The sequence below is a fragment of the Caballeronia cordobensis genome (genome assembly GCF_001544575.2).
Lineage (GTDB): Bacteria > Pseudomonadota > Gammaproteobacteria > Burkholderiales > Burkholderiaceae > Caballeronia > Caballeronia cordobensis.
The window spans coordinates 11,883-37,264 of sequence record NZ_FCNY02000001.1 but is presented as its reverse complement, the minus strand read 5'-3'; the positions used below and the strand labels follow the sequence as shown (position 1 = coordinate 37,264).

Sequence of the window (25,382 nt, the reverse complement as noted above, 5' to 3'; positions counted from 1 at the left end):
AAGCGCGCAAGACGGCGAACGAGCCGACCACCGCCACAGAGCGGCATCGCGCTGAAGAATTCGTTTCACATCATGGAGTCTCACCACAATGCCTCTCGTATCAATGCGTCAACTGCTGGATCACGCTGCGGAACACGGTTACGGCCTCCCGGCGTTCAACGTCAATAATCTGGAGCAGGTGCAGGCGATCATGTCGGCCGCGAACGAAGTGAACGCGCCCGTGATCATGCAGGCGTCGGCCGGCGCGCGTAAGTACGCGGGCGAGGCGTTCCTGCGCCATCTGATCGAAGCGGCCGTCGAGTCGTATCCGCATATTCCCGTCGTGATGCATCAGGATCACGGCCAGTCGCCGGCGGTGTGCATGGCCGCGATCCGCTCCGGTTTCACGAGCGTGATGATGGACGGCTCGCTCGAAGCCGATGGCAAGACCGTCGCATCCTACGAGTACAACGTCGCGGTGTCGAAGCAGGTCGTGGAGTTCTCGCATTCTATCGGCGTGACCGTCGAAGCCGAACTGGGCGTGCTCGGCTCGCTCGAAACCATGAAGGGCGACAAGGAAGACGGCCACGGCGCCGAAGGCACGATGACGCGCGAGCAGCTTCTGACGGACGTCGAGCAGGCCGCCGACTTCGTCAAGCAGACGCAGTGCGATGCGCTCGCCATCGCGATCGGCACGTCGCACGGCGCGTACAAGTTTTCAAAGAAGCCCACGGGCGATATCCTCGCCATCGACCGCATCCGCGAGATTCACCAGCGCATTCCGAACACGCACCTGGTGATGCACGGTTCGTCGTCGGTGCCGCAGGAACTGCTGGCCGAAATCCGCGAATTCGGCGGCGACATGAAGGAAACCTACGGCGTGCCGGTCGAAGAGATTCAGGAAGGCATCAAGCACGGCGTGCGCAAGGTGAACATCGACACCGACCTGCGCCTCGCGATCACCGGCGCGATTCGCCGCTATCTGTTCGAGAATCCGTCGAAGTTCGATCCGCGCGACTATCTGAAGCCCGCGCGCGAGGCGGCCAAGGAAATCTGCCGCCAGCGTTACATGCAGTTCGGCTGCGAGGGCATGGCGGGCAAGATCAAGCCGGTTTCGCTCGACAAGATCGCCGAGAAGTACAAGTCCGGTGCGCTTTCGCAGATCGTCAAATGAGACTCTTCTGAGTCGGTCGGCATTTGTAAAGTAAAATCAACGGGTTCCGGGTTCGGAGCCCGTTCGTCTTTTTCGGTTTTGTCTCTTGCCCTTTTGTTGATTCCGCGCCGCTTTGCAATTCGAAAGCGGCGAATCACTTTTTTCCGGTACACGACGATGTCCACGCTATACGAATCCACGATCAAATCGCTGCCCCTGCTTGGCCGCGGCAAGGTCCGCGACAACTACGCAGTCGGTCAGGACAAGCTCCTGATCGTGACGACCGACCGCCTTTCCGCGTTCGACGTCGTCATGGGCGAGCCGATTCCGAACAAGGGCCGCGTGCTCAACACGATGGCCGATTTCTGGTTCGAGAAGCTCGGTCACATCGTGCCGAACCACAACACGGGCATCGACCCCGCGACGGTCGTCGCGCCCGGCGAAGCCGAGCAGGTCAAGGGCCGCGCGGTTGTCGTGAAGCGCCTGGAGCCGATTCTCGTCGAAGCGGTCGTGCGCGGCTATCTCGCGGGCAGCGGCTGGAAGGACTATCAGGCGACCGGTTCCGTGTGCGGCGTCGAACTGCCGCCCGGTTTGCAGAACGCGCAAAAGCTGCCCGAGCCGATTTTCACGCCCGCCGCGAAGGCCGAAATGGGCCATCACGACGAAAACATCACCTACGATGAGATGGAACGCCGCATCGGCACGGAGCTTTCCGCGACGATCAAGCGCATTTCGATTCAGTTGTACGAGGAAGCCGCTGCGTACGCGGCCACGCGCGGCATCATCATTGCGGATACGAAGTTCGAATTCGGGCTCGACGACAAGGGCGAGCTGTATCTGATGGACGAAGTGCTCACCGCCGATTCGTCGCGTTTCTGGCCCGCCGACGGCTATCAGGTCGGCACGAACCCGCCTTCGTTCGACAAGCAGTTCGTGCGCGACTGGCTCGAAACGCAGCCGTGGAAGAAGGAGCCGCCCGCGCCGAAGCTGCCCGATGACGTGATCGCCAGGACGTCGGAGAAATATCAGGAAGCGCTGCAGCGTCTGACCGGCAAGACGCTCGACTGAGTAGAAGAGACATGACGAACGAAGTTCATACGCATAAAGCGCCGCTCGTCGGCGTGTTGATGGGCTCCAGCTCCGACTGGGACGTGATGAAGAACGCGGTCGCGATTCTTCAGGAATTCGGCGTGCCGTACGAGGCGAAGGTCGTGTCGGCGCATCGCATGCCGGACGAAATGTTCGCCTACGCCGAAAGCGCGCGCGAGCGGGGCGTGCGCGCGATCATCGCGGGCGCGGGGGGCGCGGCGCATCTGCCGGGCATGCTGGCCGCGAAGACGACGCTGCCGGTCCTCGGCGTGCCGGTGGCAAGCAAGTATCTGAAGGGCGTCGACTCGCTGCATTCGATCGTGCAGATGCCCAAGGGCGTGCCGGTCGCGACGTTCGCCATCGGCGAGGCGGGGGCGGCAAACGCGGCGCTGTTCGCGGTATCGATTCTGAGCGCCACCGATTCGAAGTACGCCGATGCGCTCGCCGCCTTTCGCGTGAAGCAGAATCAGGCCGCGCGCGACATGGCGCTGCCGCCGCTTTGAGTCTCGCCGTTCCCACTTTCATGGCGCGACGAAGCCGTATCGGACCGCCCGCCAGCATCCAGACTCCACGATGAACCCACAAAACTCCCCGATCTCTCCCATTCTGCCGGGCGCGTGGCTCGGCATGGTCGGCGGCGGCCAGCTCGGCCGCATGTTCTGCTTCGCCGCGCAATCGATGGGTTATCGCGTCGCCGTCCTCGATCCGGACGAGACGAGTCCCGCGGGCGCCGTCGCGGACCGCCACATCCGTGCCGCCTACGACGACCGCGCCGCGCTGACCGAGCTCGGCCGGCTGTGCGCGGCGGTATCGACGGAATTCGAGAACGTGCCGTCCGCGAGCCTCGAATTTCTCGCGTCGTGCACGTTCGTGAGTCCGGCGGCGAGTTGCGTGGCGATCGCGCAGGATCGCGTGGCGGAGAAGCGTTTCATCGCGGAATCGGGCGTGCCGGTCGCCCCGCATGTGGTGATCGAATCGGCGGACGCGCTCGCCGCGATCCCCGACGAGAAAATCGCAGCCGTGCTGCCGGGCATTCTGAAAACCGCGCGCATGGGCTACGACGGCAAGGGGCAGGTCAATGTGCGCAATGTCGATGAAGTGCGCCACGCGCACGCATCGCTCTCGGGCGTGCCTTGCGTGCTGGAAAAGCGCATGCCGCTCAAGTACGAAGTGTCGGTGCTGATCGCGCGCGGCGGCGACGGCAAGTCGGCCGTGTTTCCGCTCGCGCAGAACGTGCACACGAGCGGCATTCTCGCGAAGACGGTCGTGCCCGCGCCCGATGCATCCGCTGCGCTCGTCGCTCAGGCGCAGGACGCGGCGCTGACCATCGCGGCGAAGCTCGGCTACGTGGGCGTGCTGTGCGTCGAATTCTTCGTGCTGGAAGACGGCTCGCTGATCGCCAACGAGATGGCGCCGCGTCCGCACAATTCTGGCCACTATACGGTCGATGCCTGCGCGACGAGCCAGTTCGAGCAGCAGGTGCGCGCGATGACCGGCATGCCGCTTGGCGACACGCGCCAGCATTCGCCTGCCGCGATGCTGAATCTGCTCGGCGATATCTGGTTCGACGGCAATAAGGCGCGCGCCCCCGCGTGGGCGGAAGTCGCCGCGATGCCGTCGGCGCGGCTGCATCTGTACGGCAAGGAAGAGGCGCGCCGCGGCCGCAAGATGGGCCACATCAATTTCACGGCGGCGACGCTCGAAGAGGCGCGCACGGCGGCGCGCGACTGTGCGCGCATGCTGCACATCACGATTGATTGAGTTTTTCTCGTAGTTGTTGACGCAATGACCATCATTTATCCGGGTGCGGCGCAGATCGACGAAGCCGCCGCCTTGCTCGATGCGGGCGAACTCGTCGCGTTTCCCACTGAAACCGTCTACGGGCTCGGCGGGGACGCCGAGAATCCCGACGCCATCGCGCGCATCTATGCGGCGAAAGGGCGGCCGGCGAATCATCCGGTGATCGTCCATCTCGCGCCCGAGGCCGATCCGGGCTACTGGGTGCGCGAGATGCCCGCCGATGCGCAAAAGCTCATCGATGCGTTCTGGCCCGGCCCGTTGACGCTGATTTTGAAGCGCGCCGCGCATATTCCGGCGGCGGTGAGCGGCGGGCAGGATTCGGTCGGCGTGCGGTGTCCGTCGCATCCGGTGGCGCAGCAGTTGTTGTCGGCGTTTCACGCGCGGCGTCGCGGCACGGGCAAGCAGGGCGGTGTCGCGGGGCCGTCGGCGAATCGCTTCGGGCACGTCAGCCCGACGACCGCGCAGCATGTTCGCGATGAATTCGGCGGCGCGGTGCATGTGCTCGATGGCGGCGCGGCGGATGTCGGCATCGAATCGACGATTCTGGATTTGTCGCGCGGCTTTCCGGCGCTGCTGCGGCCGGGGCACGTGAGCCCGCAACAGATCGCGGATGTGATCGGCATTGCGCCTCGCTTGCCCGATGGTTCGGATGCGACTGCGCCGAGGGCGTCGGGGACGTTGAAGGCGCATTACGCGCCGAGGACGCCGCTCGTGCTGCTGCCGTTTTCGGCGATGGAACCGCTGCTTCGTCGTGATGGCGACAAGAAAATCGCACTGGTGGCGCGGGCGTCGAGCGCGGGGGAGTGGGCGCGCGCCTCGCATGTTCACTTCGTGGCGGCGCCGGAAGATCCGCAGTCTTATGCCCGGGATCTTTATGGTTTGCTGCGGGCGCTGGATCGGGCGAATGTGGAGCGGATTCTGATCGAGAAGCTGCCGGAGACGGTGGAGTGGATTGCGGTGAATGACAGGTTGGGACGGGCGGCGGCGGCGTTTGAGGCTGAGGAGTGATTCGCTGCGGGTTTTGGGTGAATGTGAAGATCGGTTGTCGGGATTCCGCTTTTGGATCAGTTGGTTATGATCTAGGGTTTCCTCCGCGTGGGCGGAGATAGGCCCGCCTTCGTCATCAAAAGCGCCTACAGCGAAATGTTTCCTCCGCGTGGGCGGAGATAGGCCTTGCGCGAGCAACGCAAAGATTCTAAGTTGGTCGTTTCCTCCGCGTGGGCGGAGATAGGCCCTTTCCGGAATGCGCGCTCGATTCCGCGAGCACGTTTCCTCCGCATGGGCGGAGATAGGCCCAAGATTCCTCGCGGCGAGTTGCGGCCGCATCAGTTTCCTCCGCGTGGGCGGAGATAGGCCCAACGTCGGTGACGCCCTGAGCGCTGTCGATAACTTTCCTCCGTGTACGCGGAGATAGGCCCGGCGTATCGGGCACGGTGCGGCCTTCTGCGGGGTTTCCTCCGCGTGGGCGGAGATAGGCCGTATTCGAGCGTGCAATCCATGTGCACATCGCCGTTTCCTCCGCGTGGGCGGAGATAGACCTCCGCTTGCTGAAGGGAAGCCCATGATTCGCACGTTTCCTCCGCGTGGGCGGAGATAGGCCCACCCGATGTAACAGCTAAACGGGCTGTTACAGGTTTCCTCCGCGTACGCGGAGATAGGCCTCCCAAGGGAACCGCGAGCCAGCAGCACCTCGCCCTTCCTCCGCTCCTGCGGAGACAAAAAACAAAAACCGCCCGGACAATCCCTCATCCGGGCGGCTTCCCCATCTCAAAGAGAATCGCTTACTTCCCCAACCCCGACTTCGCCACCACCTGTTCCGCCGCTTGCGCGTACAACGCACCCAGATGCGTCGTCGGATGCACGGTATCGGCGTACATGTAGGTCTGATCCGCGCCTGCCACAGTCAAAGTCTCCGGCGAGCAAAACAGGGAAGTCGCGAAAGCAGCCGGGTTGGGTTCGCCGAACTTCTGCGCCGCCGCCGCCATCGCCTGCAGATTACAGGCCGTACCGGTATTCGACACCGTGAATCCGAACTGCCCAAAATTCGCCGTGACATTGGCAAGCACCGGCACGATGTCGAGATAGATCACCTTCGACATCAGCCCCGCTTGCGTCAGCGCCCCGGCAAGCGCCTGGTTGAATCCGAGCGATGCCTGCGTGAGCAACGCCCGATTCGCCGCCGAACTCATCATGCCCTGCGGCGTCGTGCCGATGTCCGGCACATTCGACACCAGCACGTGCGTCGCGCCGCTCTGCAAGACTTTGCCGATTATGCCCGCAAGATCGATAGCCGCCTTGCCGATCGCCGCGCTAGCCTGAGCCGGCGTGATCGCCCCCGTCTGCGCCAACTGGAAGTTGTACAGGATATCGTTACCGCCGCCATTGACGATCACGAGCTGGTTCGAATTGAAGCTGCCGTGCGCGCTGAGATAGTTCGTCACCTGCTGGACGACCGGCACCGTCAGCGCGCCCTGAAAATTCGCAGGATCGTTCGACACGTGATTGATACCGATCGGGTTCGTCACCAGTGCGCCACCCTGCGCATACCCCAATCCCGACTGCGCCGCCGGCGGGACCCCAAAACCGCCGGTCATCGCGGGCGTCAGCGTGTCGCCGTAATACTGCGCGACGTTCTGCACCCAGACCTGGCCCGGATTCGTCGTGAAGCGCCCGCCGCCGAAGTTCGCCGCCGCGACGGGTGCGTACGTGCCGACATCGGAAAGGCTGTCGCCGAAGGACACGATCTGCAGCTTGACGCCGCCCGGCGGGGTGGAATTGTTGTCGTCACCGCCGCCGCCGCACGCGGCGATCAGGGCAAACGCGGCGCTGGCCGTCGCGACTTGAGCAAAGCGCGTCAGGGCGGCGCGCATCGAGCGTTGCTTCTTCATGGACCTCGTCTCCGTTCTTCGGTGTTTTCTAGTTCGATTGCGGTGTCCGACCGTCGTGCGGTCTTCACGCCGCGTAGCTGCCATTTTAGGCGATGCAACACGCCCCTCCTGATACGCGTCGCACCCGGCCAAAGCGCCGTGCCCGACAGCGTACACGGCGCGCGCGCCTTCCCGGGCGCGACTTCGTAGAAGAAATCTTCGGTCACGCCGGGCGGCCGTGCCCGGCGCCGCGTTCACTCCGCCAGATCCGCCCTGCGCGCGCCCTCGTAGACCCATTCGAGCAGCGCGTCGTGGGCGGCGCGCGCGGCCTCGGCGCGCGGATCGTTGATGAAGCTCACGATCACGTAACTCTCGCCGTTCGCCGCGCCGACATAGCCCGCGATCGCGCGCACGTCGCGCAGCGTGCCGGTCTTGATGTGCGCATTGCCGAGCGCGCCCGCGTTGGTGAGACGGTTGCGCATCGTGCCGTCGACGCCCGCGATCGGCAGCGACTCGACGAACACCTGCGCGACCGGACTCGCGTTCGCCGCCTGCAGCAGATCGGCGAGCGAAGCCGCGCTGATGTGCTCGTCGCGCGAAAGGCCCGAACCGTTGTCGAGCGCGAGGCCGTTCATCGGCAAGGCGCTGCGCTTAAGGAACGACTGGATCGCCGCGGCGGACTTCGCCGTCGTCGCGGGCGGCTTCAACTGCGACGCGCCGATCGTGAGGAACAGGTTGCGCGCCATCACGTTGTTGCTGAACTTGTTGATGTCGCGCACGACATCCGAGAGCACCGGGCTGCGATGCGTGCCGACGAGCCGCGCGCCCGACGGCGTCGGGCCTTCACGCGTCGCGCCCTGGAACGTGCCGCCGGCCTGCTTCCACAGCGCGAGAAAGCCGCCCGCGAAGAACGTCGAATGATCGAGCGCGGCGACGTTGACGGTGCGCGAGCCGCAGCGCAGCGGATAGTCGCCGATGAACGACGCCTGCACGAAACCGCCCTGCGTCTGCGCGACGCTCGGTGACGCCGCCGAAAGCGAGCCGACGCACGCGCCGCGCGTGACGCGCAATTCGTTGTCGATCTGCAGTTGCGCGAGCTGCGGCAAGACGTCGATGGACACTTGCCCGTCCGCGTTCGGCGTCAGGGTGAAGGACAGCGACTTGAACGCATAGAGCAACGGATCGGGACCGACGTTGTAGGGCGCGCTGTCGTCGTTGTCGAAGGCGGGCAGGTCGCGCGTGGAGGCGTCGAAATAGCGCTTGTCGAGCACGAGCGCGCCGTCGATGCCGGTGATGCCGTTCTTGCGGACCTGGTCGACGAGATCGATCAGTTCTTCCGGCACGAGCTTGGGGTCGCCCGTGCCCTGAATGTAGAGATTGCCGTGCAGCACGCCTTGCGTGTCGATCTGGCCGTCGGCGTAGGCGGTCGTCTTCCAGCGATAGTCGGGCCCGAGTATCGAGAGGCCCGCGTACGTGGTGACGAGCTTCATCGTGGAAGCGGGCAGCATCGGCTCGTTCGCGTTGATCGAGACGAGCGGCGTGGGCGCGCCGATACGTTGCACGACGACGCTCATCGACGAGAGCGGCACGTGCGCGCGCGCGAGCGCCGTCATGACCGATGCGGGCAGCGGTCCGGCCGGCACGCTCGCTTTCGCGATGCGCGCGGCTTTCCCGTTCTTCGCGGCGCGCTTGCCTTTCGCCGCGCGCTCCGGCGACTGCGCCTGCGATTCGGCTTTCGTGCCGCCGCGGGCGAAGGCTGCGGGCGCAGGACCGAACGCCGCGCAGGCGAGAACGGCGGCGAGCGCGAACGAGGAAAGACGGCGGGACGCGAAACGGGAAGCGAGCGGCATGGACGAGCGTTGTTCTTGGGCTGATAACGGGCTGCGGCGCGCGCACGGGCGGGCGTCGCGGCGCGGGAAGCGGCTATTGTAGACAAGCTGGCTTGCGGAAATCGAAAGGACGGAAATCGAACGGGCCGAGCGGGCAGATTCGCCGCCGTTCTCTGCAAATGGACGATGTGCGCGGTTAAGTCCCGTTTAAGCCTGTGGCGCGGCCTCGCGGCTACAATGAACCGCGCATCACCACGCCAACCACCAACAGACATGTGCCATGCGAATCCTGCTTGTCGAAGATGACCGGATGATCGCCGAAGGCGTGCGCAAGGCGCTGCGCGCGGACGGCTTCGCAGTCGACTGGGTGCAGGACGGCGAAGCCGCGCTCACCGCGGTGGCCGGCGAGTCCTACGACCTGATGCTGCTCGATCTCGGCCTGCCCAAGCGCGACGGCCTCGACGTGCTGAAGACGCTGCGCGCGCGCGCCAATGCGCTGCCGGTGCTGATCGTCACGGCGCGCGACGCCATCGCGGATCGCGTGAAAGGCCTCGACGCCGGCGCGGACGATTACCTCGTGAAGCCCTTCGATCTCGACGAGCTCGGCGCGCGCATGCGTGCGCTGATCCGCCGTCACGCGGGGCGCGGCGAGTCGCTCGTGCGTCACGGCGAACTGACGCTCGATCCCGTGGGCCATCAGGTGACGCTCGCGGGCAATCCCGTGGCGCTGTCGGCGCGCGAGTTCGCGCTGCTCGAAGCGCTGATGGCGCGGCCCGGCGCGGTGCTGTCCAAGAGCCAGCTCGAAGAGAAGATTTACGGCTGGGGCGAGGAAATCGGCAGCAATACCGTCGAGGTGTATATCCACTCGCTGAGAAAGAAGCTCGGCGCCGATCTCATCCGCAACGTGCGTGGCCTCGGCTACATGGTTGCGAAGGACGCCTGATGCGGTCGATTCGCCGGCAATTGCTGATCTGGCTGCTCGCGCTCGTGATCGTCGGCGTGGGGTTCGCGGGGTGGCTCATCTATCGGCAGGCGCTCGCCGAAGCCAACGAACTGTTCGATTATCAACTGCAGCAGATCGCGGCGGCGCTGCCTTCCGAGCCGTTCTCGTCGGTGCTCTCGTCGCGCAGTGAAAGCGACGAAGGCGTCGTCATCCAGATCTGGAACCGCAATGGCGTGCTGATGTACTACTCGCATCCGCGCGTGCCGCTCGCGCCGCATGCGGAACTCGGCTTCTCCACCGAAATGACGCCGCGCGGCGAGTGGCGCGTGTATAGCGCGATCGTCGGCGATAACGTCGTGCAGCTCGCGCAGCCGCTGTCGATCCGTAATCGCGTCGCGGCGGGCGTCGCGTGGCGCACCTTGTGGCCGCTCGTGCTGTTGCTGCCGCTGCTCGGCGTCGCGATCTGGGTGATCGTCGGACGCGGGCTCGCGCCGTTGCAGCGCGTGACGCGCGCACTCGACACGCGTCATCCCGAGGCGCTCGATCCGCTCTCCGATCAACGACTGCCGCAGGAAGTGCGGCCCGTGGTGCGCGCGTTGAATGCGCTGCTCTCGCGCTTGTCGGCGGCGCTCGATACGCAGAAGGCCTTCGTCGCCGATGCCGCCCACGAACTGCGCACGCCGCTTGCCGCCGTGCAGATTCAGGCGCAGCTCGTTGGCCGCGCGCAGGACGACGACACGCGGCGCGAGGCGCTCGCGGACCTGAACGAAGGCATCGCGCGCGCGACGCGGCTCGCCGAGCAATTGCTCGCGCTGGCGCGATCGGAGCCGGATGGCAAGGCGGTCGAAACGCGCGTCGATCTCGACGAACTGCTGGAAGGCTGCGTGCGCGGCTACGTGCTCGTCGCGCAGGAACGCGGCGTCGATCTCGGCATCGAGGCAAGCGAATCGGCGAGCGTCAAGGGCGATCCGGATTCGCTGCGGGTGATGTTCAACAATCTCATCGACAACGCGACGAAGTACACGCCGAAAGGCGGCAAGGTCGATGTCTGCGTGAAGCTCGAAGGCGGTCATCCTCTCGTCGAGATCGCCGACACCGGCCCCGGCATTCCCGGCGAAGAGCGCGAACGCGTGTTCGACCGTTTCTATCGCGTGGGCGAAGGCGTGAATCGCCCGCGCACCGATGTCGCCGGCAGCGGCCTCGGTCTCGCGATCGTGCGGCGCATCGCGGTTCAGCACGGCGCATCGGTGTCGCTCGGGGAGTCGGAAGCGGGCGGGCTCAAGGTCGCCGTCAGGTTCTGAAGCCGCGTTCGCGGTGTCGCGTTCCGCAACCGATTTTCGGAGTTATCGACTTCGAATAAGAATTCCTAATCGCTAATATCTCTCTCGTCGGTCGAAGTTCTGAAGCAGCAAAGCAGTTGAGTTGAAGTTGAAGTTGGCAGCATCGCAGTGATGAAGTAATGGGGTGCAGTAAAGCAGTAAGTCGGTCGTAGTGCGAAGGGCGCTCGTTCATTGGAACGAGCGCCCTTTTTATTGGCCTTTCCCGCGCGAAATTCAATTTTTAAGAAAGGTTTAAGCGACGCCCCGTAAGCTCCTTTCATCGATATAGCGCGCTCTTCGGGAGCGCATCCCTCGTCAGGAGCACACGATGAAAGCAAAGATCCTCACCCGTAGCGCCGTCGCGGCGGCCGTCGCCGTTGCCTTGTCGGCGGGCTATGTGGCCGGTCATAACAACGTGCCTGCGCCGCAGGTCATCGCGCCCGCGCAAGCCGCCGCGCTGATGCCCGCCGAAGCCGCAGCCAAGACGGGCATCCCCGATTTCTCCGGCCTCGTCGAGACCTATGGTCCGGCGGTGGTGAACATCAGCGCGAAGCATGTCGTCAAGGAAACCTCGGCGCGCAGCAGCCGGAACCAGTTGCCGATGGACCCCGACGATCCGCTCTACCAGTTCTTCAAGCGCTTCGGCGGCTTCCCGGGCTTCGGCGGCGGGCAGGGCGGCCCTGGCGGCCCCGGCGCAGATCGTCCGAGCGAAGGCCTCGGCTCGGGCTTCATCGTGAGCAGCGACGGCTACATCCTCACGAACGCGCATGTGGTCGATAACGCCAACGTCGTCACCGTAAAGCTCACCGACAAGCGCGAGTACCGCGCGAAGGTCATCGGCGCGGACAAGCAGTCGGACGTCGCCGTGCTGAAGATCGACGCGAAGGACCTGCCGACCGTGAAGATCGGCGATCCCAACGGCAGCAAGGTCGGGCAGTGGGTCGTCGCGATCGGCTCGCCCTACGGCTTCGACAACACCGTGACCTCGGGCATCATCAGCGCGAAGTCGCGCGCGCTGCCCAACGAGAACTACACGCCGTTCATCCAGACCGACGTGCCCGTGAACCCCGGCAACTCGGGCGGCCCGCTCTTCAATCTGCAGGGCGAAGTCATCGGCATCAACTCGATGATCTATTCGCAGACGGGCGGCTTCCAGGGTCTTTCGTTCGCTATCCCGATCAATGAAGCGATCAAGGTGAAGGACGCGCTGATCAAGACGGGTCACGTGGATCGCGGCCGCCTCGGCGTGACGGTGCAGGGCATGAACCAGACGCTCGCCAATTCGTTCGGCATGAAGTCGCCGCAGGGCGCGCTCGTGAGCTCGGTCGAGCCGGGCGGACCGGCCGCGAAGGCGGGCTTGCAGCCGGGCGACGTCATCACCGCGCTCAACGGCGTGCCGGTGTCGGATTCGACTTCGCTGCCCTCGCAGGTCGCGGGCCTTTCGCCGGGCAGTTCGGCGAAGGTGACCGTGTGGCGCGACAAGAGCGCGAAGGATCTGAGCGTGACGATCGGCGCGCTCAAGGACGCGAAGACCGCGAGCGCGAAGACGGGCGCGGGCGGCGACGAGGCGTCGGCGCAGGATGCGCGGCTCGGCGTCGCGGTGCGCCCGCTCACGCCGGAAGAGAAGCAGAACGATTCGCTCTCGCGCGGCCTGCTGGTGCAGCAGTCGGGCGGCGCGGCGGCGAGCGCGGGTATCCAGCCCGGCGACGTGATCCTCGCGGTCAACGGCCAGCCGGTCACGTCCGTGCAGCAGTTGAAGTCGATGGTGGAGCACGCCGGCGACAGCATCGCGCTCCTGATCCAGCGCGACGACGCGCAGATTTTCGTGCCGGTAGATCTCGGCTGAGCGCGGCACTCTGAACGCGATGCGGGCACGAACCATGCTCCGGGGTTCCCGGGTGCCCCATCGCGCGATACCGGCGCATCGGGCGTGACGCCGCTGGCGCGCTTTCAAGGCGCGGCGGCATCGGATAAAGGAGCACGAAGATGACGAACAAAACCACGGGCAGGCTGGCGGCCGCACTCGTCGTTGCGGCCATGAGCGCGGGCATGACGGGCGGCGCCTGGGCGCAGGCATCGGGCACGACAGGCGGCACCACGGCCGATACGTCGAGCGCCGGCAACACGAACGGCGGCGGCCTGCCGCAAGTCCAGCAGCAAGGCGACGTCTCCTACACCTCGGGCGGTGTCGGACTCGACGAATCGCGCGCATTGTTGCGCGAACAGGCGCACTGGCCGCTATCGCTGCGCTTCACGGGACCGACCGCCGAGTACCTGTCGGGCGTCACCGTGCGCATCGCCGGCGGCAAGGGCGGCGACGTGCTCTCCACCGAGGCGATGGGCCCGTACATGCTCGTCAAGCTGCCGCCGGGCAACTACACGGTCTACGCGAAGTACAAGGATCAGGAGAAGAAGCAGTCGGTGAACGTCTCCGGGCCGGGCAAGGCCAAGGCGGCGTTCCACTGGAACATTCAGTAAGCGCAAGCGTCCAAGGGGGACACGCGCGAGGCATCGAAAGCGCTCACCCAGCATCGTCAGTTTGTCTCATAATTAAGCCACGGGTATTCGATGCCCCGTGGCTTTTTCTTGGGCATTTCGTTCGGACGCGGGAGGCGCATCAGGATGGGCACGGAACTCAAAGACGGGCACGAGGCGGCGCACGGCATCGAAATCACGCTGAACGGCCGGCGTTGCCGCGTGATCCATCAGGGCGTCACTTACGCCGATACCCACGCGTCCTTCACGCTCGTCGAGGCGGGCGCGGAGAAAGTGCACTACTTCCCGCGCGCCGACGTCAACATGGCGCGGCTCGAACGCTCGATTCACACCACGCAGTGCCCGATGAAGGGCCAGGCGACGCACTATCATCTGCTGACGGAAGACGGCCCGATCGAAAACGCCGCGTGGAGCTACGAAACGCCGCTCGACGCTGCCGTGAAAATCAAGGGCTATCTCGCGTTTTACGGGTCGCGCGTCGATCGCATCGACGAAACGTCTTAGCGTGCCGTCGAACAGACACCGCCACGCCACTCAGCCATAACGAACGCATGCGGACCTTGTAAGCGGAGGCTCGAATGGAAGTCACCGATGCATTGCGCGTTCCGCTCGACCCGGCGCATGTCCGGGACGCGCTCGGCGATCTCGCGCTCTTGCGGGCGAGTCTGGACAACTGCGAATCGTTCACGCGCACGCCCGGCGGCGAGTATGTCCTCACGCTGATCGTGCCGCTCGGCGCGCTGCGGGCGCGCTACGAGATCCGCGCGCATGCCGCCGGGCGCACGCGTCAGGCGGCGCACGCGGAAGGCGAACCCGCCGAACCCGCCGACGCCGCCGATACCGCTTACGCCCGCACGCTGAGCTTCAAGGCGCGCGGCGAGGGCGTGGGTTCGCTGCGCGGGCAGATCGCGGTCGCGCTCAATCCCGACGAAGACGACAGCGATTCGACCTGGATCGAGTACACGGTCTGGGCGACGGTCTCGGGCCCGCTCGCCGGCTTGCCGTCGCGGCAGATCGAGAACGCGCTGCGCGAGGGCGCCGACGATTTCTTCGCCGAATTCTGCGAAGTGGTGCGGGCGAAGCACGGCCTGCCGTCGATGCGCGCGGCGGGCGAAAACGCCGCGCGCCGCCATGTGTTTCTTCGCCCGAGTTCGATGTCGGCGGCCTTCTCGCGCCGCCCGGGCGCGATGCGCGCGCCATCCGCCGATGCGCACGCGAGCGGCGTGCTGCGGCATCGTCTGCACGGTCATGGCTTCGTGCATCACGACCGCGATCATTCGCACGATCCGCATCCGCTTGGCCTGCCGGCCTGGGCGTGGGCCGCGATGCTGGTGTGCATCGCACTGTTCGCGTATCTGGCGCAGCACGTGGGGTTAGGTTAGACCCCGCGAAACGCGCGCCGGTACGCCGAGGGCGACGTCTTCAACGTCTGCGCAAATTGCTGGCGCAGCGTCGCGCCGGTGCCAAACCCGCACGTCTGCGCAATGCGATCGACCGGCAAGTCCGTATCTTCGAGCAGCCGTTGCGCCAGCGCCACGCGCTGCCCGACGAGCCACGCGCCGACCGTCGTGCCCGTCGTCTGCCGAAAGCGCCGTGTAAAGTTGCGGCGGCTCATCGCCATGCGCGCAGCCAGCGCATCGAGCGAATGATCCGTTTGCAGATTGGCGCGCAGCCAGTCGAGCAGCCCGGCGAGCTTTTCGCCGTTCGCGCGCCCGGGCAGCGGCTCGTCGATGAACTGCGCCTGCGAGCCCTGGCGATGCGGCGGCACCACGAGCCGCCGCGCGACCTGATTCGCCGCGTGCGAGCCGGCGAGCGCGCGCAGCACGTGCAGACAGCAATCGAGCCCCGCCGCGGTGCCGGCGGAGGTCGTGATGTTTTCATCGTCGATATAGAGCACGTTCGGGTCGAGCCGCACGCGCGGATAGCGGCGCGCGAAGTCGTCCGCCCATGCCCAGTGCGTCGTCGCCGCGCGGCCGTCGAGCAGCCCCGCCGCCGCGAGCACATACGAGCCGAGACACAGCCCGACGATGCGCGCGCCCCGTGCATGCGCCGCGCGCAACGCATCGAGCAGCGCGTCGGGCGGCGTTTCAGCGGGATCGCGCCAGGAAGGGACGATGACGACATCGGCCGAATCGAGCGCATCGAGCGAATGCCGGGCCGCGATCGTGAAGCCCGCCGATGTCGCGAGCGCCCGCGGCTCGGCGGCGCACACGCGGAAGTCGAACGGCGACACGCCGATCCCGCCGCGCTCCTCGCCGAACACGATGCACGGCACCGCGAGATGAAACGGGCTGATGCGGTCGAACGCGACGACGGCGATCGAATGGCGATTCATGGGCGGCCCTTTGAAAACGATGGTTCAGGCCATTTTGGCCCGAATCCATCGAAAGTTGGCGATCGGGCCACTTCTGGCGTTGCGCGCGCGCGGCGACAATGCGCTCAATCGACCGAAGGAGATGAACCATGCCGCGCCGCGCCCTGATCGTCATCGACGTGCAGAACGAGTATGTCGAAGGCAATTTGCTGATCGAATATCCCGACGTGAACGTGTCGCTCGCCAATATCGGCCGGGCGATGGACGCCGCCCAAGAGCACGGCGTTCCCGTCGTCGTCGTGCAGAATTTCGCGCCGGAGAGCGCGCCGGTCTTCGCGCGCGGCTCGGCGATGGCCCAACTGCATGAAACCGTGGCGTCGCGGCCGCGCGCGCATTACGTCGAGAAATCGCTGCCGAGCGCGTTTGCGGGCACCGATCTCGCCGAATGGCTGACGGCCAACGACATCGACACGATCGTGATCGCGGGCTACATGACGCACAACTGCGACGATTCCACCGTGAAGCACGCGGTTCACGCGGGGCTTTCAGTGGAATTTCTCGCGGACGCGACGGGCGCCGTGCCCTATGAGAACCGCGCGGGGAAGGCGAGCGCGGAAGAGATTCACCGCGTGTTCACGGTGGTGATGCAATCGCGCTTCGCCGCCGTGCTCAGCACCGATGAATGGCTCGCCGCGCTGGAAAGCGGCGAGCCGCCCGCGCGCGACAACATCTACGCGTCGAATCAGCGGGCGCGCGCCGGTTCAGCCGCCAGCCGGTGACAGCAGCGCGGCGCTGCAACGCAAGGCGTCGAAGCACGCGTCGATGAGCGCTTCGGCGTCGCGCTCGGGATGGACGAGGTCCGGCAGCATCAGCGAATCGTGCAGGATGCCGGTGAAGAGGCAGTGAAGCATGGTGGTCGCGCGGTTCGTATCGAGCGTCGCGGGAAGCTGCTTCTTTTCGACGGCGTTACGCAGCGCGCGCTCGATGCGCTCCATGCCGTCGCGCATATTGTTCTGATGCCGCTCGCGCACCGGCCCCATCTCTTCGACGAATTCGCACTTCATGAACAGGATGTCGAAGACGCGGCGGCGCTGCTCGTCGCTCGTGATGTTGCGCATGCACCAGACGAAAAGCTCGCGCAGGCGCGCGAGCGGATCCTCTTCCTTGCCGTCGAGTGTCGCTTCGACGAGTTCGTCGAGCGGCAGCAGGCTGCGGTCGAACATCGCGTTGAAGAGATCGCCCTTGTTCGCGAAATGCCAGTAGATCGCGCCGCGCGTCACGCCCGCAGCCTGCGCGATGTCCGCGAGCGTCGTGCGCGACACGCCCTTTTCGTAAAAGACGCGCTCGGCGGCATCGAGTACACGGTTGCGCGTCGCCTGCGCTTCTTCCTTGGTTCGTCTGACCATATCCTGCGGCCTGGGGCCGTCTGTTCCTGCTGCTGCCGTTAAAAAGCCGCTTGTCCGCGGTCTTGTCGAAGGTTCGTCGAACGTAATCGATTCCCCGGAGCGGTTTGTTCTTCGCCTCTAATGGGGAAAAACACGTACAGTTTTTTACATTCATTCGTGAATGTATATACAATACCACCCGTCAACAAATTTCGACAAATTGAATCGGCGAGCAGATTTCCGTAAGCTTTCAATCCGTTGTCCGTTCTGACCTTCCTTGGGTCAAGCGCCGGCGCCTCGGGCGCCCAAGCACGGACATGAAGCGCCGGCCGAACGGCCGCCGCTTAGCTCACTCGTCGAACCGTTGATTTGTCGGACAGCGTCTCACGACGCTCGTGCGCGGCATTGCCCGGGGAAGGCCGCCGCGCACCCAACTTCACTCTCAGTCTTAGACAGAGGTCGCTCCATGCGCGTCGAACGGGTTCCACTCCGCTTAATCACCGCCGCGACGGCTGCCGTGTTCCTGGCAGCGTGCGGGCAAAAACAATCAGCACCTCCGCCGCAAACGCCCGAAGTGGGCATCGTCACCGTGCAGCCGACGAGCGTGCCGGTCGTCGTCGATCTGCCGGGCCGCACCAACGCGTATCTCGTCGCGCAAGTGCGTGCGCGCGTCGATGGCATCGTGCTGCGCCGCGAATTCACCGAAGGCGCCGAGGTCAAGGCCGGTCAGCGGCTCTACAAGATCGATCCGGCGCCGTACATCGCGCAGTTGAACAACGCGAAGGCGTCGCTCGCGAAGGCGCAGGCGAACGTCGCGTCGCAGAACGCGCTCGTGTCGCGCTACAAGATCCTCGTCGCGGCGAACGCCGTGTCGAAGCAGGACTACGACAACGCCGTGGCCGCGCAAGGCCAGGCCGTCGCCGATGTCGCCGCGGGCAAGGCCGCCGTCGATACCGCGCAGATCAATCTGGGCTACACGGACGTCGTCTCGCCGATCACCGGCCGCACCGGTCTGTCGCAAGTCACGCCGGGCGCGTACGTGCAGGCGAGCGCGGCGACCCTGCTCACGACCGTGCAGCAGCTCGACCCGATCTACGTCGATCTGACGCAATCGAGCGTCGAGGGCCTCAAGCTGCGCCGCCAGATTCAGGAAGGGCGCCTGCAGACCGAAGGCATTCACGCCGCGAAGGTGTCGCTCGTGCTGGAAGACGGCCGCACTTATACCGAGCAGGGCAAGCTCCAGTTCTCCGACGTGAGCGTCGATCAGAGCACCGGCTCCGTCACGGTCCGCGCGATCTTCCAGAACAAGGACCGCGTGCTGCTGCCGGGCATGTTCGTGCGCGCGCGCATTCAGGAAGGCGTGAACGACCACGCGCTCGTCGTGCCGCAGATCGGCGTCACGCATGACCAGAAGGGCCAGCCGACGGCGCTCGTCGTGGGCAAGGACGACAAGGTCGAACTGCGCCAGCTCGTCACGGGCGGCACCTACGGCAACAACTGGGTCGTCGATAACGGTCTGAACCCCGGCGATCGCGTGATCGTCAACGGCGTCGACAAGGCGAAGCCGGGCATGCAGGTGAAGCCGGTCGCGGCGAAATTCCCGTATCCCGCCTCGGACGCGCAGGTCGCGCAGGCGCCGGGCGCGGCTTCGGGCGCGCAGGGTGCGGCATCGGCCCCGGCATCGGCCCCGGCGAACGCGAGCGGTGCGCAAGCCGCATCGGCCGCTTCGGGCGCGCAATAAAAGGGAGCCTGTTATATGGCAAAGTTTTTTATCGATCGGCCGATCTTCGCATGGGTGATCGCGATCATCCTCATGCTCGCGGGGATGGCGTCGATCTTCACGCTGCCGGTCTCGCAGTATCCGACCATCGCGCCGCCCGCGATCCAGATCAGCGCGAACTATCCGGGCGCATCCGCGAGCACCGTCGAAAACACGGTGACGCAGGTGATCGAGCAGCAGATGACCGGCCTCGACCACTTGCTGTATCTCTCGTCCACTTCCGATGACTCGGGCACGGCCACCGTCACGCTGACGTTCGCGGCCGGCACGAATCCGGACATCGCGCAGGTGCAGGTGCAGAACAAGCTGCAGCTCGCCACGCCGCTTCTGCCGCAGGTCGTGCAGCAGCTCGGCACGAAGGTCACGAAGTCGAGTTCGAGCTTCCTGCTCGTGCTCGCGTTCGTGTCCGAAGACGGCAGCATGAGCAAGTACGACCTCGCGAACTACGTGGCGTCGAAAGTGGCGGACCCGCTTTCGCGTCTCGATGGCGTCGGCACCACGACGCTGTTCGGCTCGCAGTACGCGATGCGCATCTGGCTCGACGCGACCAAGCTCACGAACTACGCGCTCACGCCGGTGGACGTGAAGAACGCCATCAGCAATCAGAACGTGCAGGTGGCGGCGGGCTCGCTCGGCGGCACGCCGTCGGTGCCGGGGCAGATGCTGCAGGCGACCATCACCGAAGCGACGCTGCTGCAGACGCCCGAGCAGTTCGGCAACATCCTGCTGAAGGTGAATCAGGATGGCTCGCAGGTGCGCCTGAAGGATGTGTCGCACATCGAGCTCGGCGGCGAAAACTACAACTTCGACACAAAGTACAACGGCCAGCCGACCGCCGGTTTCGGTATTCAGCTCGCCACGGGCGCGAACGCGCTCGCCACCGCCAAGGCGGTGCGCGCCAAGATCGACGAGCTGTCGAAGTACTTCCCGAACGGTCTCGTCGTGAAGTACCCGTACGACACCACGCCGTTCGTGCGCCTGTCGATCGAGGAAGTGGTCAAGACGCTGATCGAAGGCATCGTGCTCGTGTTCCTCGTGATGTATCTGTTCCTGCAGAACCTGCGGGCGACGATCATCCCGACCATCGCGGTGCCGGTCGTGCTGCTCGGCACGTTCGCGATCATGTCGGCGGTGGGCTTTTCGATCAACGTGCTCTCGATGTTCGGCCTCGTGCTCGCGATCGGTCTGTTGGTGGACGATGCGATCGTGGTCGTGGAGAACGTCGAGCGGGTGATGTCGGAAGAGCATTTATCGCCGCGCGAGGCGACCCGGAAAGCGATGGGCCAGATCACCGGCGCGCTGATCGGCGTGGCGCTCGTGCTGTCGGCGGTGTTCGTGCCGGTGGCGTTCTCGGGCGGCTCGGTGGGCGCGATCTACCGGCAGTTCTCGCTGACGATCGTGGCGGCGATGGTGCTGTCTGTGATGGTCGCGCTGATTCTGACGCCGGCGCTGTGCGCGACGCTCCTGAAGCCGCATCCGGAAGGGCACGAGCCGGAAAAGAAGGGCTTCTTCGGCTGGTTCAACCGCAACTTCAACAAGAGCCAGGACAAGTATCACAAGGGCGTGCAGCATGTGATCCGGCGCTCGGGACGATGGCTCATCATCTATATCGTCGTGATCGTCGCGGTGGGCATGCTGTTCCTGCGCCTGCCGAAGTCCTTCCTGCCCGATGAAGACCAGGGCACGATGTTCGTGCTCGTGCAGGCGCCGCCGGGCTCCACGCAGGAGTACACCGCGCACGTGCTGAAGGACGTGCAGGACTGGCTGCTGACCGACCAAAAATCGATCGTCGAATCGGTGTTCACGGTGAACGGCTTCTCGTTCGCGGGACGCGGCCAGAACTCCGGTCTCGTGTTCGTGCGGATGAAGGACTACGCGGAGCGCCAGCACAGCGACCAGAAAGTACAGGCGCTGGTCGGCCGGATGTTCATGCACTTCGCGCCCTACAAGGACGCGCTGATCTTCCCGGTCAACCCGCCGTCGATTCCGGAACTTGGCACTGCCGCGGGCTTTGACTTCGAGCTGCAGGACCGCTCGGGCGTGGGTCACGCGAAGCTGATGGAAGCGCGCAACATGCTGCTCGGCATGGCCGCGAAGGACCCGACGCTTGCGCAGGTGCGCCCGAACGGCCTGAACGACACGCCGCAGTTCAAGGTGAACATCGACCGCGAGAAGGCGAATGCGCTCGGCGTCTCGGTATCGGACATCGACCAGACGTTCTCGATCGCGTGGGCCTCGCAGTACGTGAACAACTTCCTCGATGTCGATAACCGGATCAAGAAGGTCTACGTGCAGGGCGACGCACGATTCCGCATGAATCCGGAAGATCTCGAAAAGTGGTACGTGCGCAACGGCGCGGGAACGATGGTGCCGTTCGGCGCGTTCGCGACGGGCAACTGGATCTACGGCTCGCCCAAGCTCGAACGCTACAACGGCATTTCGGCGGTGGAAATCCAGGGCGCGGCAGCTCCCGGCAAATCGACCGGCCAGGCGATGAGCGCGATGGAAGCGATCGCGGCGAAGCTGCCCGCGGGCATCGGCTACGAATGGACGGGCTTGTCGTATCAGGAGCGCCAGTCCGGTTCGCAGGCGCCGATCCTGTACGGCATCTCGATCCTCGTCGTGTTCCTGTGTCTCGCGGCGCTGTATGAAAGCTGGTCGATTCCGTTCTCGGTGATCATGGTCGTGCCGCTCGGCGTGCTCGGCGCGCTGCTCGCGGCGACCTTGCGCGGGCTGGAAAACGACGTGTTCTTCCAGGTCGGTCTGCTGACCACGGTCGGCCTCTCGGCCAAGAACGCGATTCTGATCGTGGAGTTCGCGCGGGAGTTGCGCATGCAGGGCATGTCGACGGTCGAGGCGGCAATGGAAGCGGCGCGCCTGCGGTTGCGCCCGATTCTCATGACCTCGCTCGCGTTCATTCTCGGCGTGCTGCCGCTCGCGATCAGCAACGGCGCGGGCTCGGCGAGCCAGCACGCGATCGGCACCGGCGTGATCGGCGGTATGTTGACGGCGACGTTCCTTGCCATTTTCATGATCCCGATGTTCTTCGTCGTGATCTCGAAGTTCAGCAAGAGCAAGGATGTGCCGTCGGTCGGCACGTCGGAAGGTCCGCACGGCGGCGAACCGTCCTCGGACAAGGAAGGACACTGAGATGATTAAACATTCGTTGATCGCGGCCGCCGCGGCCATGCTCGCCGCCGGCTGCACGCTGCAGCCGAAGTACGAGCAGCCGGCGGCGCCCGTCGCGCAGACGTTTCCGGAGGGTGGCGTGTACGCGCACCAGCCGGATGCGTCGTCGACGGCGAGCAATGGCCGCACCGCGAACGGGCAGAGCGCGCCGGACATCGGCTGGCGCGACTTTTTCGCCGATGCGCGCCTGCAGCGGATCGTCGAGCTCGCGCTGAAGAACAACCGCGACCTGCGCGTCTCGGTGCTCAACGTCGAGGCATCGCGTGCGCAGTATCAGATCACGCGCGCGGCGCTCTTCCCGACGCTCGATGCCAGCGCGTCGCAGAGCAAGCAGCGCACGCCGAAGAATCTCTCGTTCTTCGGCAACACGATCTCCAACACGTATTCGGTCGGCCTGAACGCGTCGTGGGAAATCGACTTCTTCGGGCGCATCCGCAGCCTGAAGGATCAGGCGCTCGCGCAATATCTGTCGACGGCGGAATCGCGCAAGGCGGCGGAGATCGCGCTGGTGTCGTCGGTGGCGGACCAGTATCTGACGATGCTCGCCTTCGACGACGCGCTCACCGTCACGCAGAACACGCTCAAGACCGCGCAGGAGTCGTTCCGCATCACGAAGCTGCAATACGAGAACGGCACCGGCACCGAGCTGGATCTGCGCCAGTCGGAAGGCGTCGTCGAAGAGGCGCAGGCGAATCTGCAAACGCAGTCGCGTCTGCGCGCGCAGGCGGAAAACGCGCTCGTGCTGCTGGTGGGCGAGCCGCTGCCGGCCGATCTGCCGGCGGGCATGCCGCTCGACACGCAGAATCTGCTCTCCGACATTCCCGCGGGCCTGCCGTCCGATCTGCTCGCGCGCCGTCCCGACATCGCGGCGGCCGAGCAGTCGCTGCTCGCGGCGAACGCGAACATCGGCGCGGCGCGTGCGGCGTTTTTCCCGCGCGTTTCGCTGACGGGCAGCTTCGGCACGCTCTCGCCCACGCTCGGCGGTCTCTTCAAGCCGGGGTCGGCGGCGTGGTCGTTCGCGCCGCAGATCACGGTGCCGATCTTCGAGGGCGGCCAGAACAAGGCCAATCTCGATCTCGCGAACGTGCAGAAGCGCATCGAGATCGCCAATTACGAGAAGGCGATCCAGACGGCCTTCCGCGAAGTCGCCGACGGTCTCGCCGCGCGCGGCACCTTCGACGAGCAGATCAAGTCGCTCGAACGCTTCGTGAATTCGCAGAGCCGCCGGCTGGAGCTGTCGGACTTGCGCTATCGCAACGGCGTGGACAGCTATCTGGCGGTGCTGACCGCGCAGACGGCGCTCTATGAGGCGCAGCAGTTGCTGATCACGGCGCGCCTGAACCGCCTGACCAACCTCGTCGATCTGTATCAGTTCCTGGGCGGCGGATGGATCGAGCGTTCCGGCGATGTCCCGCGCCCGGCGGATGCGCCCGTCGACTACGGCTCGCAAGGCGCGCCGCAACCCGCCTCGGCGCCCGCGGCGAGTTGAAGCCGCGTCGGCACGATGCAACAGAGCCCGGCCCCGCGCCGGGCTTTTTCATGCGCGCTCGCAATCGCGCGGGAATTCGCCGTGCGGTATAGGCCGCTGCGCGCCTTTACCGCATTTGTTTTAATCAGAGTCAAATTATCACAGTTATGCCTGCCGTTTAGTCAGTCTCGGCGCGGGCGATCTCTATAATCGGCTGCTTGTCTCAGCCATCGCTGCATCCGGCTCGAAGACTGTCGCCCGAGAGCGAATTTCATTTAGGTATCCAAAAAACATGGCTTTCATCCCGAGGCGGGGATGACTCCGCCGGATGGTCCGGCGGCGCTTTGCCATGCGACGCGGTGAACAGCCACTTACGACGCGCATCCGGCCCATTGGTTCGGCCAGCGCCGCCTTCTGTTCGCCCGCATCGCACTGAACACGTCGCGTGCGCGTCCCGCCATGAGCGGGGGGCGCGCGCTCGTCTTTCATTTTTAGCACTTACGGAGGTCTGCGTTCCATGCGTCCCAAACGGATTCCATTCCGCCTCATCGGTGTCACGACGGCCGCTCTGCTGGCGGCCGGCTGCGGAGAGAAACATGCCCCGATGGCGCAACACACGCCGGAAGTGGGCGTCGTCACGCTCGACACGGCGGCCGTGCCCGTCACCGCGGAACTGACGGGCCGCACGAGCGCGTTCCTCGATGCGCAGGTGCGTGCGCGCGTCGATGGAATCGTGCTGCGCCGCGAGTTCACCGAGGGCAGCGTCGTCAAGGCCGGTCAGCGTCTGTACAAGATAGACCCCGCACCGTTCATCGCACAACTGAACAACGCGAAGGCGTCGTATGCGAAGGCGCAGGCGAATCTCGTTTCGACGAACGCGCAGGCCGAACGCTACAAGGTGCTAGTCGCATCGAGCGCGGTGAGCAAGCAGGACTACGACAACGCGGTCGCGGCGCTGGGTCAGGCGCAGGCCGATGTCGCTTCGGCGAAGGCGGCCATCGAAACCGCGCAGATCAACCTGGGCTACACGGACGTGAAGTCGCCCGTGACGGGGCAGGTCGGGATCTCGCAGGTCACGCCGGGCGCCTACGTGCAGGCGGCGCAGGCCACGCTGATGGCGACCGTCCAGCAGCTCGATCCGATGTACGTCGATCTCACGCAGTCGAGCCTCGACGGTCTCAAGCTGCGTCGCCAGATTCAGGAAGGCCGTCTTTCGACGAGCGGCCCGCACGCCGCGAAAGTCACGCTGATTCTCGAAGACGGCCGTGTCTATCCCGAGCAGGGCAAGCTGCAATTCAGCGATGTGACCGTCGATCCGTCCACCGGCTCGGTCGCGGTGCGCGCCGTCTTTCTGAATGCGGATCGCGTGCTGCTGCCGGGCATGTTCGTGCGCGCGCGCATCGAGGAAGGCGTGAATCCCAAGGCGATCGTCGTGCCGGTCCAGGGCGTCACGCACGACCAGAAGGGCACCGCGCTCGCGATGGTCGTCGGAAAGGACAACAAGGTGGCGCTGCGTCCGCTCGTGACGTCGGGCACCTACGGCCAGAGCTGGGTGGTCGACAGCGGCCTGAATGCGGGTGAGCGCGTGATCGTCGAGGGCATCGACAAGGTGCGGCCGGGCATGGAAGTGAAGGCGGTGCCCGCGCATCTGCCCGCCGCGCCGAACCCGGGCGCGGACCAGACCGCTGCCAAGCCCGCGGACAAGCCCGCGGCGGCCTCGGGCGCTTCCGGCGCTGCCGGCGCTGCCGGCGCATAAGGACGGGAGGCACGC

20 protein-coding genes and 1 CRISPR repeat array are annotated in these 25,382 nt (G+C 65.4%); of the genes, 16 read left to right on the top strand and 4 right to left on the bottom strand.

What is annotated here, in order from left to right:
• Positions 1-88: 88 nt before the first annotated feature.
• The 5 genes from fba to AWB70_RS00115 all read left to right on the top strand — a co-directional run bounded on the left by fba (position 89) and on the right by AWB70_RS00115 (position 5,029).
• Positions 89-1,153 carry a class II fructose-bisphosphate aldolase gene (fba, locus tag AWB70_RS00135; RefSeq protein WP_014190544.1) on the top strand — a complete coding sequence of 355 codons (1,065 nt, stop codon included), beginning with the start codon at positions 89-91 and terminating at the stop codon, positions 1,151-1,153.
• A gap of 156 nt (positions 1,154-1,309) precedes the next feature.
• Positions 1,310-2,200 (top strand): phosphoribosylaminoimidazolesuccinocarboxamide synthase, encoded by an 891-nt coding sequence (locus AWB70_RS00130; RefSeq protein ID WP_014190545.1) that lies wholly within the window; start codon positions 1,310-1,312, stop codon positions 2,198-2,200.
• A gap of 11 nt (positions 2,201-2,211) precedes the next feature.
• Positions 2,212-2,724 carry a 5-(carboxyamino)imidazole ribonucleotide mutase gene (purE, locus tag AWB70_RS00125; RefSeq protein ID WP_014190546.1) on the top strand — a complete coding sequence of 171 codons (513 nt, stop codon included), beginning with the start codon at positions 2,212-2,214 and terminating at the stop codon, positions 2,722-2,724.
• Positions 2,725-2,794: 70 nt separating this feature from the next.
• Positions 2,795-3,982 carry a 5-(carboxyamino)imidazole ribonucleotide synthase gene (locus AWB70_RS00120; RefSeq protein ID WP_014190547.1) on the top strand — a complete coding sequence of 396 codons (1,188 nt, stop codon included), beginning with the start codon at positions 2,795-2,797 and terminating at the stop codon, positions 3,980-3,982.
• Between the two features lie 24 nt (positions 3,983-4,006).
• Positions 4,007-5,029, top strand: a complete 1,023-nt coding sequence (locus AWB70_RS00115) for an L-threonylcarbamoyladenylate synthase (protein WP_053567505.1) — start codon at positions 4,007-4,009, stop codon at positions 5,027-5,029.
• Positions 5,030-5,105: 76 nt separating this feature from the next.
• A CRISPR array of direct repeats spans positions 5,106-5,682; the repeat unit is 28 nt; unit sequence GTTTCCTCCGCGTGGGCGGAGATAGGCC.
• Positions 5,683-5,802: 120 nt separating this feature from the next.
• Here AWB70_RS00115 and AWB70_RS00110 read toward each other — a convergent pair.
• Positions 5,803-6,909, bottom strand: a complete 1,107-nt coding sequence (locus AWB70_RS00110; protein WP_053567506.1) for an SGNH/GDSL hydrolase family protein — start codon at positions 6,907-6,909, stop codon at positions 5,803-5,805.
• 233 nt (positions 6,910-7,142) lie between these two features.
• Positions 7,143-8,738 carry a D-alanyl-D-alanine carboxypeptidase/D-alanyl-D-alanine endopeptidase gene (gene dacB, locus AWB70_RS00105; protein WP_053567507.1) on the bottom strand — a complete coding sequence of 532 codons (1,596 nt, stop codon included), beginning with the start codon at positions 8,736-8,738 and terminating at the stop codon, positions 7,143-7,145.
• A 259-nt stretch (positions 8,739-8,997) separates the two neighbouring features.
• Here dacB and AWB70_RS00100 point away from each other — a divergent pair, with 259 nt between their 5' ends.
• From AWB70_RS00100 to AWB70_RS00075, 6 genes are all read left to right on the top strand, one after another.
• The gene (locus AWB70_RS00100) at positions 8,998-9,660 is read left to right on the top strand and encodes a response regulator (RefSeq protein WP_014190551.1); all 663 of its coding nucleotides are present in this window, start codon (positions 8,998-9,000) and stop codon (positions 9,658-9,660) included.
• A complete protein-coding gene (locus AWB70_RS00095; protein ID WP_053567508.1) occupies positions 9,660-10,961 on the top strand; it encodes an ATP-binding protein in 1,302 nt (433 codons plus the stop codon). The genes AWB70_RS00100 and AWB70_RS00095 overlap by 1 nt, the downstream gene beginning before the upstream one ends.
• 346 nt (positions 10,962-11,307) lie before the next feature.
• Positions 11,308-12,825: a DegQ family serine endoprotease gene (locus AWB70_RS00090; protein WP_014190553.1), complete on the top strand. Its 1,518-nt coding sequence runs from the start codon at positions 11,308-11,310 to the stop codon at positions 12,823-12,825.
• A 140-nt stretch (positions 12,826-12,965) separates the two neighbouring features.
• Entirely contained in the window at positions 12,966-13,457 is a 492-nt protein-coding gene (locus AWB70_RS00085; RefSeq protein WP_014190554.1) for a peptidase associated/transthyretin-like domain-containing protein, read from the top strand.
• A 144-nt stretch (positions 13,458-13,601) separates the two neighbouring features.
• The gene (locus tag AWB70_RS00080) at positions 13,602-13,979 is read left to right on the top strand and encodes a DUF427 domain-containing protein (RefSeq protein ID WP_053567509.1); all 378 of its coding nucleotides are present in this window, start codon (positions 13,602-13,604) and stop codon (positions 13,977-13,979) included.
• 74 nt (positions 13,980-14,053) lie between these two features.
• Entirely contained in the window at positions 14,054-14,857 is an 804-nt protein-coding gene (locus AWB70_RS00075; protein ID WP_014190556.1) for an SRPBCC family protein, read from the top strand.
• On the opposite strand, the gene AWB70_RS00070 is transcribed toward AWB70_RS00075, so the two are convergent.
• Positions 14,854-15,810, bottom strand: a complete 957-nt coding sequence (locus AWB70_RS00070) for a helix-turn-helix domain-containing protein (protein ID WP_053567510.1) — start codon at positions 15,808-15,810, stop codon at positions 14,854-14,856. The genes AWB70_RS00075 and AWB70_RS00070 overlap by 4 nt on opposite strands.
• A gap of 128 nt (positions 15,811-15,938) precedes the next feature.
• Here AWB70_RS00070 and AWB70_RS00065 point away from each other — a divergent pair, with 128 nt between their 5' ends.
• Positions 15,939-16,568: a cysteine hydrolase family protein gene (locus AWB70_RS00065; RefSeq protein ID WP_053567511.1), complete on the top strand. Its 630-nt coding sequence runs from the start codon at positions 15,939-15,941 to the stop codon at positions 16,566-16,568.
• Here AWB70_RS00065 and AWB70_RS00060 read toward each other — a convergent pair.
• On the bottom strand, positions 16,551-17,195 hold the full coding sequence (locus AWB70_RS00060; RefSeq protein WP_053567512.1) for a TetR family transcriptional regulator: 645 nt from the start codon (positions 17,193-17,195) through the stop codon (positions 16,551-16,553). The two genes, AWB70_RS00065 and AWB70_RS00060, sit on opposite strands and share 18 nt — an antisense overlap.
• Positions 17,196-17,640: 445 nt before the next feature.
• Between AWB70_RS00060 and AWB70_RS00055 the strand changes: the two genes are divergently transcribed.
• The 4 genes from AWB70_RS00055 to AWB70_RS00040 all read left to right on the top strand — a co-directional run bounded on the left by AWB70_RS00055 (position 17,641) and on the right by AWB70_RS00040 (position 25,367).
• Positions 17,641-18,915: an efflux RND transporter periplasmic adaptor subunit gene (locus tag AWB70_RS00055; protein ID WP_014190560.1), complete on the top strand. Its 1,275-nt coding sequence runs from the start codon at positions 17,641-17,643 to the stop codon at positions 18,913-18,915.
• Between the two features lie 15 nt (positions 18,916-18,930).
• Positions 18,931-22,104, top strand: coding sequence for an efflux RND transporter permease subunit (locus tag AWB70_RS00050; protein ID WP_060854043.1), 3,174 nt, complete (start codon positions 18,931-18,933; stop codon positions 22,102-22,104).
• 1 nt (position 22,105) lies between these two features.
• On the top strand, positions 22,106-23,632 hold the full coding sequence (locus AWB70_RS00045; RefSeq protein WP_014190562.1) for an efflux transporter outer membrane subunit: 1,527 nt from the start codon (positions 22,106-22,108) through the stop codon (positions 23,630-23,632).
• A gap of 496 nt (positions 23,633-24,128) precedes the next feature.
• Positions 24,129-25,367, top strand: coding sequence for an efflux RND transporter periplasmic adaptor subunit (locus AWB70_RS00040; protein WP_053567514.1), 1,239 nt, complete (start codon positions 24,129-24,131; stop codon positions 25,365-25,367).
• The last annotated feature ends 15 nt before the right edge of the window (positions 25,368-25,382 follow it).

Bases quoted from the DNA above. Each gene is read 5' to 3' on its own strand.
- AWB70_RS00060 (WP_053567512.1), bottom strand. From the start codon at position 17,195: ATGGTCAGACGAACCAAGGAAGAAGCGCAGGCGACGCGCAACCGTGTA.
- AWB70_RS00115 (WP_053567505.1), top strand. From the start codon at position 4,007: ATGACCATCATTTATCCGGGTGCGGCGCAGATCGACGAAGCCGCCGCC.
- AWB70_RS00080 (WP_053567509.1), top strand. From the start codon at position 13,602: ATGGGCACGGAACTCAAAGACGGGCACGAGGCGGCGCACGGCATCGAA.
- AWB70_RS00050 (WP_060854043.1), top strand. From the start codon at position 18,931: ATGGCAAAGTTTTTTATCGATCGGCCGATCTTCGCATGGGTGATCGCG.
- AWB70_RS00070 (WP_053567510.1), bottom strand. From the start codon at position 15,810: ATGAATCGCCATTCGATCGCCGTCGTCGCGTTCGACCGCATCAGCCCG.
- AWB70_RS00045 (WP_014190562.1), top strand. From the start codon at position 22,106: ATGATTAAACATTCGTTGATCGCGGCCGCCGCGGCCATGCTCGCCGCC.
- purE (WP_014190546.1), top strand. From the start codon at position 2,212: ATGACGAACGAAGTTCATACGCATAAAGCGCCGCTCGTCGGCGTGTTG.
- dacB (WP_053567507.1), bottom strand. From the start codon at position 8,738: ATGCCGCTCGCTTCCCGTTTCGCGTCCCGCCGTCTTTCCTCGTTCGCG.
- AWB70_RS00130 (WP_014190545.1), top strand. From the start codon at position 1,310: ATGTCCACGCTATACGAATCCACGATCAAATCGCTGCCCCTGCTTGGC.
- AWB70_RS00110 (WP_053567506.1), bottom strand. From the start codon at position 6,909: ATGAAGAAGCAACGCTCGATGCGCGCCGCCCTGACGCGCTTTGCTCAA.
- AWB70_RS00075 (WP_014190556.1), top strand. From the start codon at position 14,054: ATGGAAGTCACCGATGCATTGCGCGTTCCGCTCGACCCGGCGCATGTC.
- AWB70_RS00085 (WP_014190554.1), top strand. From the start codon at position 12,966: ATGACGAACAAAACCACGGGCAGGCTGGCGGCCGCACTCGTCGTTGCG.
- AWB70_RS00040 (WP_053567514.1), top strand. From the start codon at position 24,129: ATGCGTCCCAAACGGATTCCATTCCGCCTCATCGGTGTCACGACGGCC.
- AWB70_RS00095 (WP_053567508.1), top strand. From the start codon at position 9,660: ATGCGGTCGATTCGCCGGCAATTGCTGATCTGGCTGCTCGCGCTCGTG.
- AWB70_RS00100 (WP_014190551.1), top strand. From the start codon at position 8,998: ATGCGAATCCTGCTTGTCGAAGATGACCGGATGATCGCCGAAGGCGTG.
- AWB70_RS00090 (WP_014190553.1), top strand. From the start codon at position 11,308: ATGAAAGCAAAGATCCTCACCCGTAGCGCCGTCGCGGCGGCCGTCGCC.
- AWB70_RS00065 (WP_053567511.1), top strand. From the start codon at position 15,939: ATGCCGCGCCGCGCCCTGATCGTCATCGACGTGCAGAACGAGTATGTC.
- AWB70_RS00120 (WP_014190547.1), top strand. From the start codon at position 2,795: ATGAACCCACAAAACTCCCCGATCTCTCCCATTCTGCCGGGCGCGTGG.
- fba (WP_014190544.1), top strand. From the start codon at position 89: ATGCCTCTCGTATCAATGCGTCAACTGCTGGATCACGCTGCGGAACAC.
- AWB70_RS00055 (WP_014190560.1), top strand. From the start codon at position 17,641: ATGCGCGTCGAACGGGTTCCACTCCGCTTAATCACCGCCGCGACGGCT.